The sequence below is a fragment of the Streptomyces sp. NPDC032940 genome, from assembly GCF_040636935.1.
Taxonomy (GTDB): Bacteria; Actinomycetota; Actinomycetes; order Streptomycetales; family Streptomycetaceae; genus Streptomyces.
The window spans coordinates 65,317-73,711 of the sequence record NZ_JBEZVJ010000031.1 but is presented as its reverse complement, the minus strand read 5'-3'; the positions used below and the strand labels follow the sequence as shown (position 1 = coordinate 73,711).

The 8,395-nt window shown below is 68.2% G+C and carries 5 protein-coding genes and 1 pseudogene; 4 read left to right on the top strand and 2 right to left on the bottom strand.

Going from position 1 to position 8,395, the window contains the following annotated elements:
- Positions 1–146 precede the first annotated feature (146 nt).
- Both AB0E77_RS28880 and AB0E77_RS28875 read left to right on the top strand, forming a co-directional pair.
- On the top strand, positions 147–341 hold the full coding sequence (locus AB0E77_RS28880) for a hypothetical protein (RefSeq protein WP_003973114.1): 195 nt from the start codon (positions 147–149) through the stop codon (positions 339–341).
- Positions 338–627, top strand: a pseudogene (locus AB0E77_RS28875) (type II toxin-antitoxin system death-on-curing family toxin); the annotation flags it as partial. The gene AB0E77_RS28880 and the pseudogene AB0E77_RS28875, both read left to right, overlap by 4 nt.
- Positions 628–1,054: 427 nt before the next feature.
- Here AB0E77_RS28875 and AB0E77_RS28870 read toward each other — a convergent pair.
- The gene (locus tag AB0E77_RS28870; RefSeq protein ID WP_133886498.1) at positions 1,055–2,620 is read right to left on the bottom strand and encodes an ABC transporter substrate-binding protein; all 1,566 of its coding nucleotides are present in this window, start codon (positions 2,618–2,620) and stop codon (positions 1,055–1,057) included.
- A 447-nt stretch (positions 2,621–3,067) separates the two neighbouring features.
- Between AB0E77_RS28870 and AB0E77_RS28865 the strand changes: the two genes are divergently transcribed.
- Positions 3,068–5,665 (top strand): collagenase, encoded by a 2,598-nt coding sequence (locus AB0E77_RS28865; protein ID WP_361576153.1) that lies wholly within the window; start codon positions 3,068–3,070, stop codon positions 5,663–5,665.
- Between the two features lie 164 nt (positions 5,666–5,829).
- The gene (locus AB0E77_RS28860) at positions 5,830–7,065 is read left to right on the top strand and encodes a protease (RefSeq protein WP_125537117.1); all 1,236 of its coding nucleotides are present in this window, start codon (positions 5,830–5,832) and stop codon (positions 7,063–7,065) included.
- A 174-nt stretch (positions 7,066–7,239) separates the two neighbouring features.
- On the opposite strand, the gene AB0E77_RS28855 is transcribed toward AB0E77_RS28860, so the two are convergent.
- On the bottom strand, positions 7,240–8,232 hold the full coding sequence (locus tag AB0E77_RS28855; protein ID WP_153177538.1) for a LysR family transcriptional regulator: 993 nt from the start codon (positions 8,230–8,232) through the stop codon (positions 7,240–7,242).
- Between the last annotated feature and the right edge of the window lie 163 nt (positions 8,233–8,395).

The following is an 8,395-nucleotide window of genomic DNA, read 5'->3' as shown; positions in this document are numbered from 1 at the left end:
TGAAACAGCTCCCACAACTCATCCGGCACCAGCCGCTCAACGATCCCCACCACGACCAACAGACTACCGACCCGGCCAAATGAGATGACCTCTTAGGGCACGAGACTCGACGGTGGCGCGTGATACCAGGCAGGCATCATGACCTTATGGCGATGACACTCCGGCTTCCCGACGACCTGGACACGAAGCTTACGGAGCGGGCTCGTGGGGAGGGTTGCAGCAAGCAGGAGCTTGCCATCGGGGCCATTCGTGATGCCCGGGACCGGGCCGAGCTGAAGGTCGATGACGTTCTGGCCGGTCTGATGGACAGCGATGCGGAGATTCTGGACTACCTGAAGTGAGCGGCGTGCGCTACCTCCAGATCGACGAGATCCTGGCCATCGTGCGCACGGTCAACGGTGCCGAGCACAGCGTGCGTGACATGGGCCTCCTTGTGTCGGCGATCGAACGGCCCCGGACGAACGTCTTCGGAGCCGAGCTGTATCCCACCCTGCACGAGAAGCCGCGGCACTACTGCACTCCGTCGCCCGCAATCACGCGCTGATCGACGGCAACAAGCGCACCGCCTGGCTCGCCATGCGCGTCTTCCTGCGGTTCAACGGCGCCAGCGCCAGTACCGTCCCGCCGCACGGGCGCCGGCCCGACGGACCCGAGGCCCGTCACGCGCTGCTCACCAGCAGCCCTCTCCTCAGCAGCGCACTGGGACCGGCGCTGCTGATCGCCCTGTCCGCCCTGGGGGTTCTCGCCCTGGACACGGCGTTGTGGGTCTCGGTGGTCAGTGAGGTGGCGGCGCCGGCCCGGTGGGGCTTCGTGGGCGGGCTGCGTGTCGGCGCCGGGCGTCTGGGAGCCCTGATCGCCGGCGTACTCAACGCCGTGATCGGTCTTGGCGTGGTCGCTGTCAAACTCGTCGCCGGGCATGAGAGGGCCTGTGGTGGTGTTCGCAGAGCGCATACGGTGGCAGACCGGTCGGAATCCTCGGCGCCGCGGCCGGAGCGGTCCCGGCACCCCGGCGAACAGCCGCACGTCCCCGTCCGGTCGGGTCAGGTCCGAGCCGTCAGATCCAGGTCAGTCGCCACAGGCGCAGAAGCCCGGTGCCGTCCACCGCGTACTGGCCGCCGCCCACGTCCTCCCCGGACACCACGAAGTCCTTGGCCTGCCACAGCGGGACGACGGGCACGTCGCGGGCGACGATCCGCTGAAGGGCTTCGAGGTCGGCTTCGGCGTCGCTCCGGTCGGCGAAGCGCTGACTGCTCGTGATCAGCCGGTCGGCGGCCTTGCTGCCGTACCCCGTCGCCATGGTGCCGTCCGTGCCGACGAGAGGACCGCCGAAGGTGTCGGGATCGGGGTAGTCGGCGACCCAGCCGACGGCGTAGGCGTCGAGCTCTCCCTCGGCCCAGCTCTTCTGGAATTCGTCCCATTCATATCCTCTGAGGGTCACCTTGAACAGCCCGTCGGCCTCTAGTTGCTTTTTCACCTCCGCAGCCTCCTCGTGGGCTGATCCGCGTCCCGCCGCGTAACCGTAGGTGAAAGACAGCGGGATTTCCTCACCGGCCTCGACGAGGAGGCGGCGTGCCTTTTCGGCGTTCTTGTGAGGGTAGTTGTCGAAGAAGGAAGTGGTGTGGCCCGTGATGCTCGTCGGGATGAGGGAGTAGAGCGGGTCCACGGTTCCGTCGTAGACGTCGTAGGAAATCCGGTCCCTGTCTATCAGCCAGGCCGCCGCCTGCCGTGCGCGTCTGTCGTGAAACGGCTTGCCGCGGCGGTTGTTGAGATACAGGTTTCGAGTCTCCGCGCTCTGCGCCTCCGTCACGCGAAGCCCCGGATCGCTCGGGTTCAGATCGGCGAGCATTTCGGGGGGAAGCTGTCTGAGGGCGACATCGATGCGGTGGGATATCCAGGCCCGGGCGAGTGAGTCGGGGGTGTCGTAGAAGTGGAGTTCGATCGGCCGGCCGGTGTTCTCGGCGGCGCCCTTGTACCGAGGGTTGGGCGAGAGGGAGATCTTCTCGCCCTTCGCGTAGGAGACGACGCCGTACGGTCCGGTCCCGTCGATCCGGCCGTCCGAGCGCAGGGAGTCCGCCGGGTACGTGGTCGAGTCGACGATCGAGCCCGCCCCGGTCGTCAGCTTGAAGGGGAACGTGGCGTCCGGTGCGGTCAGTCGGAAAGTGACGGTCCGGTCGCGGGCGTCCATCGACTCGATGGTGTCCAGGAGGGACGACGGCCCCACGTCGGAATCTATCTTCTTGACCCGTTCGAACGAGAACCGGACGTCCTTGGCTGTCATTCTGCGTCCGCTGGAGAAGGTGATGTCATCCCGCAGCCGGCATCGATAGGTGCGTAGGCCGGAATCGGTGAAGGAGCAGCTTTCGGCTGCGTCGGGTACGGGCTCCGCCACTCCGGGCTCCAGGGTCAGCAGTGTCTGGAAGACATTGCTGTACAGAGCCGTCGAGCCGGAGTCGTAGCCGCCGGCCGGGTCGAGTGACGTCGGCGGTTCCGTCGTCCCGACCTTGATGGTGGCGCCCTCCTGGTCGTCCGTCGGGTAAAGCAGCAGACCGGCTGCCAGTGCCGTGGCGATCACCGTGGGTGTGACGACGGACGCACGGATGTGCGCACGAATAGGCCTCATGAGGCTCGTCCTCGCAAGATCGAGACGAACAGGAATTCTCGTACCCGTGGGGGGAGAGTGCGTCGGCCAAGTATGCGCAGGCGTCGCTTCCTTCGGAGCCCGACGGCGCTTCCGGAACGAAGTCTTATGACTGACACGGCGGAACTGTTATGCCCCGTTCGGCGAGAGGGCCGCCAGGAGTCGGCACCCCCTCCCAGCAGCCGTTCCGACTCGTCTCCGGTGGTCCTGCGGACCCGCTTGCACCGGTCCCGCCCACGGTCTCACTCCTCGACGCCATTCCCTGTGCAATGTCACCTGTGCCATGTTCCATGTTGCAGGGCGTGGCCATGCCAAGACGGAGAGGACATCCGTCTTCCGTCAGGTGGCAGCGCGGTACTCCGTTTCCCACGCCCTCTCCCCCTTCAGTCGGCCGTGCTCCGCACGGCCGGATCCCCCATGGGAGGCGCTGTGAGAAAGTCACTGGTACGGCGAGGTCTGGGGGCGGCGCTGCCGCTGGCCCTGACCGTCGCCATGAGCGTGGGCCTGCTGTCGCAGCCGGCCGGCGCAGCCGGGAACACTGGGTCCGTCGTGCACGTCGCGGCGGACGACCCGGAGCACGCGGGACCCCCGCCCGTCGCGCAGTCCCCCACCGCCGAGACGGAGCACGTCGCGCAGGGACGCACGAAGGCGTCCGAGCTTCCGCCCGTGGCCGCGAGTAAGGACGCGCTCAAGGAGGTGTACGGCAAGACCGCGAAGGCGCCGGTCCGTCCCTCGAAGTCGACGGACAAGGCGGTCGCCGGCAAGACCGGCAACTCTCGTGCGCGTGCCGCCGCGTGCAACGTCTCCGACTTCACCAGCCGGAGCGGCGGCGCGCTGGTCCAGCAGATCAAGGCGTCCACGACCGACTGCGTCAACACCCTGTTCAACCTGACCGGGAACGACGCCTACTACGCCTTCCGTGAGTCGCAGATGACCTCGGTCGCCTACGCCCTGCGCGACGGCTCGACGTCCTACCCGGGCAACGCCTCCACCGGTATGCCGCAGCTCGTGCTCTACCTGCGCGCCGGCTACTACGTGCACTACTACAACGCCGGCACGGTGGGCACCTACGGCAGCAGCCTGCAGACCGCGATACGCGCCGGGCTCGACGCCTTCTTCGCCAGCCCGCACTCCCGCGACGTCAACGACGCCAACGGCGAGACGCTCGCCGAGGCCGTCACGCTCATCGACAGCGCCGAGGAGAACGCCCGCTACATCCACGTCGTCAAGCGACTGCTGGCGGACTACGACTCCACCTGGAACTCCTCCTGGTGGATGCTCAACGCCGTCAACAACGTCTACACGGTGACCTTCCGAGGCCACCAGGTGCCCGCGTTCGTGAGTGCCGTGCAGTCTGACCCCGGCCTGATCGACGCGCTCTACAACTTCGCGAGCGGCCACCTCGCGCTGCTGGGAACGGACCAGTCGTACCTCACGTCGAACGCGGGACGTGAACTCGGCCGGTTCCTGCAGCATTCCGCGCTGCGCTCCAAGGTCAGCCCTCTGGCCGGCGGCCTGCTCAACTCCAGCTCCATCAAGGGCCGGACGGCCCCGCTGTGGGTCGGTGTGGCCGAGATGACCGACTACTACGACAAGGCCAACTGCTCCTACTACGGCACCTGCGACCTCCAGGCCCAACTGGCCCGCTCCGTCCTGACGGTGACCTACCCGTGCAGCTCCAGCATCACCATCAAGGCGCAGCAGATGACCTCGGGCGAGCTGTCCTCCAGCTGCAGCAGCCTGCGCAACCAGGACGCCTACTTCCACAACGTGGTCCGTGACAACGGCCCCGTCGCGAACGACAACAACAGCACCATCGAGGTCGTGGTCTTCGACTCCAGCACCGACTACCAGACCTACGCCGGCGCGATGTACGGGATCGACACCAACAACGGCGGCATGTACCTGGAGGGGAATCCGTCGGCGGTCGGCAACCAGCCGCGCTTCATCGCCTACGAGGCCGAGTGGCTGCGCCCGGACTTCCAGATCTGGAACCTCAACCACGAGTACACCCACTACCTCGACGGCCGCTTCGACATGTACGGCGACTTCAACGCCAACATCACCACCCCGACCATCTGGTGGGTCGAGGGCTTCGCCGAGTACGTCTCCTACTCCTACCGCGGTGTCCCCTACACCGAGGCGACGACCGAGGCGGGGCGTCGCACGTACGCGCTGAGCACCCTGTTCGACACCACGTACAGCCACGACACCACGCGCATCTACCGCTGGGGCTACCTCGCCGTGCGGTACATGCTCGAGAACCACCGCGCCGACATGGACACCGTCCTCGGCCACTACCGCGCGGGAAACTGGAACGCCGCCCGCAGCTACCTGACCGGCACCATCGGCACCCGCTACGACAACGACTGGTACACCTGGCTGGCGGCCTGCGCGGCCGGCAACTGCGGTGGCGGGGGCACCAACCCGCCCGGGAACCAGGCGCCCACCGCCGCGTTCACCACCGCCGTCCAGGGCCTGGACGTCACCTTCACCGACCAGTCCACCGACGCCGACGGCACCATCGCCTCCCGCTCCTGGAGCTTCGGCGACGGCACCACCTCCACGGCCACCAACCCCGTCAAGACGTACGGGTCGGCCGGGTCCTACACGGTCAAGCTGACCGTCACCGACGACAAGGGAGCCACCGCCACCGCCACGAGGACGGTCACCGTCGGCAGCGGCGGAGGCGGCGGCACCGAATGCACCGGGACCGACACTCGGGAACTGGGCCAGAACTGCCAACGCGGCAACCAGTCCGCCACCACCGGCAACTACGCCTACCTGTACCTCTACGTCCCGGCCGGCACCACCCAGCTGAAGATCACCACCTCCGGCGGGACGGGCGACGCGGACCTGTACTACAGCACCAGCGGCTGGCCCGGCACCACGAGCTACACGCAGCGGGCCACGGGAGCCGGCAACAACCACACCCTGACCATCACCAACCCGCCGGCCGGCGCCAACTACATCAGCCTGCACGCCGTCAGCAGCTTCAGCGGCGTCACCGTGAGTTCCGCCTACTGACCCACGGCTCCGCACCAAGGCACGACCCTCACGACGGCCCGGGGCGGCTTTCCCCGCCCCGGGCGGCGTCCGGGGCGGCGGCAGGGGGGAGACCTCCGTCGCCCCGGACCGAGAACACATCGCCCGCCCGCACACGGGCATCCCTACCTCCCAGGAGGCACAGCGTGAAGTCATTACCCGCACGCAGGCGACGCCGCGCCATGTGGTCCCTCATCATGTCCGTCGGTCTCACCTGCGCACTCGCCACACCCGCCGTCGGCAGCGGTGACCAGGGCACGTCACGGCTCAGCGCCTCGCAACAGGCCGCGGCCGGCCAACTCGCCGCGGACCAGCACATCTCCACCCAGGAGGCACAGCGGCGCGTACTGCGGCAGGAGCGGCTCACCGGCGTCGCAACAGCGCTGCGTGAGCGCCTGGGTTCCCGCTTCGCAGGAGCCTGGATCGACCAGAAGCACGGCGGCAGGCTGACCGTCGCCGTCACCCGGTCGACGGCCACGGCCCTCGTCGAGGCCCGGTCCGCGCAGGCTCAGGCACCCGACACGACCACCGTCGTCGTCGACCGCAGCCTGCGGCAACTCGACCGCATGTCCGCAGGACTGGCCCACCGTATCGCCGCAGCGAACAAGGGCGCCGCCCACGGCCTGCAGTCCGCGGTGGTGGTGCAGGACAACAAGGTTCGTCTGGACCTGCCACGGGGCAAGACCCTCACCCCCGCCCAGCACGCAGTCGTGGAGTGGGCGAAGCGGACCCTCGGCGAGGGCCTCGAGGTCAGCACCTACGCGCATGCCTCCGAACCCTTCTACTGCGGCGGCCAGTACTCGTGCGACCCACCGCTGCGCTCGGGCCTGGCCATCTACGGCACGAACGTCCGCTGCTCCAGCGCCTTCATGGCGTACAGCGGCAGCAGCTACTACATGATGACCGCCGGCCACTGTGCGGAGGACAGCTCGTACTGGGAGGTCCCCACCTACAGCTACGGCTACCAGGGGGTCGGTCACGTCGCCGACTACACCTTCGGCTACTACGGCGACTCCGCGATCGTCAGGGTCGACGACCCCGGCTTCTGGCAGCCGCGCGGCTGGGTCTACCCCTCGACCCGCATCACCAACTGGGACTACGACTACGTCGGCCAGTACGTGTGCAAGCAGGGCTCCACGACCGGCTACACCTGCGGGCAGATCACCGAGACCAACGCAACGGTGTCCTACCCAGGCCGCACCCTGACCGGCATGACCTGGTCCACCGCATGCGACGCTCCCGGTGACAGCGGCAGCGGCGTCTACGACGGCTCAACGGCCCACGGCATCCTCAGCGGGGGGCCGAACAGCGGATGCGGCATGATCCACGAACCGATCAGCCGAGCACTGGCGGACCGCGGGGTCACGCTGCTGGCCGGCTAAGCAGCCCGGGCGGACCGTGAGTACGCCGCCCCGGTGCTCATCACGAGGACGTCGACCGCCGCACGCGCGGTCGGCGTCTTTCCCCGTGCTCCGCTCCGTCCGCCACCCAGCGGACTGGGGGGCGGGGGCGTGGCACGTCGTGCATGCCGCAGCGCGGTGGAACCCGTCGGCCGATTAGACCGTACCGGGGAGCGCCTTTCCGGCTCCGTTCGTGGGACGGGCGGGTGCGTATGCGCGCGTCACCCATTTCTGGAAGTGCGTAGCCTGCGACAGCAGTTGCCAGTGGGCGCGTACGGCATGATGGTGCACCACCTCGACGGCCGACGCCTCGACCGAATCCCGCCGCCAGACGAGCAGATGCCGCTGCCACAGCGGATCCCCCGCGAGGGGTTTGACCAGTACTCCGCCCACCGGGCGCATGGTGGGCTGGACGGCGGCCACCCCCAGACCCTTGGCGATCATCGACTGCAGTTGGTCGAGCATGTGGAACTCGTGGGTGACGGCGGGCCTGAATCCCGCGGCCCCACAAGCGTCGTAGAAGGCGCCGGGCCAGCCCACCCCGTCGTCCGCGGAGACGAACCACGCGTCCTCCGACAGGTCGGCCAAGGGCACCTCCAGCCGGTGCGCCAGTGGGTGATCGGCAGGGGTGGCCACGAACACCGGGACGGTTCTGATAGCTCGGTGGTCCAGCTTCGGAGAGTGTCGAAGAGGAAGCCCTGGGTAGTCGCAACCCAGGGCGACGTCGAGCTCGCCGGCCTCTAGGAGATCGATGAGTTCTCCGGTCGCGTACACACTGCTGACCGAGACGGTCAGATCGGGGCAGGCTTCACGGAGGACGTCGAGCAAGGTGGGTACCACCGGTGTGTTGATGGCCCCGAGGCGAAGCCGACGTGTCGCCCCGGACGAGCGGGGAGGCCGCAGCCGTGCGAGATTGTCGGAGAGCGCCAGGATCTCCCGGGCCCGGCCGACGACCTGGGCGCCGTAGGCGGTGAGCTCCACGCCCGCGCTGCTGCGCAGGAAGACCCCCTCGCCGAGCAGTCCCTCGATGCGGCGCAGTTGGGTACTCATCGCCGGCTGGGTGTATCCGAGCGCCGCAGCAGCCCGGCCGACGCCCCCCGCGTCGGCTATCGCACACAGCACGCGCAAGTGGCGCAGCTCAAGTTCCACGGGGGCACCTCGCTCCGGGCGAACAGAGTTCCATTATGCGCCAGGAGGAAGGCGGTGGGGAATCCGGGACGGCCTGACGCCTTCGGTCGACCAGTAGCCCGAGGGTTATGGATGAGCCGGAGCCTCTGGTATGGCCTGGCCGGTTGTTCCCGGGTGACCGCCG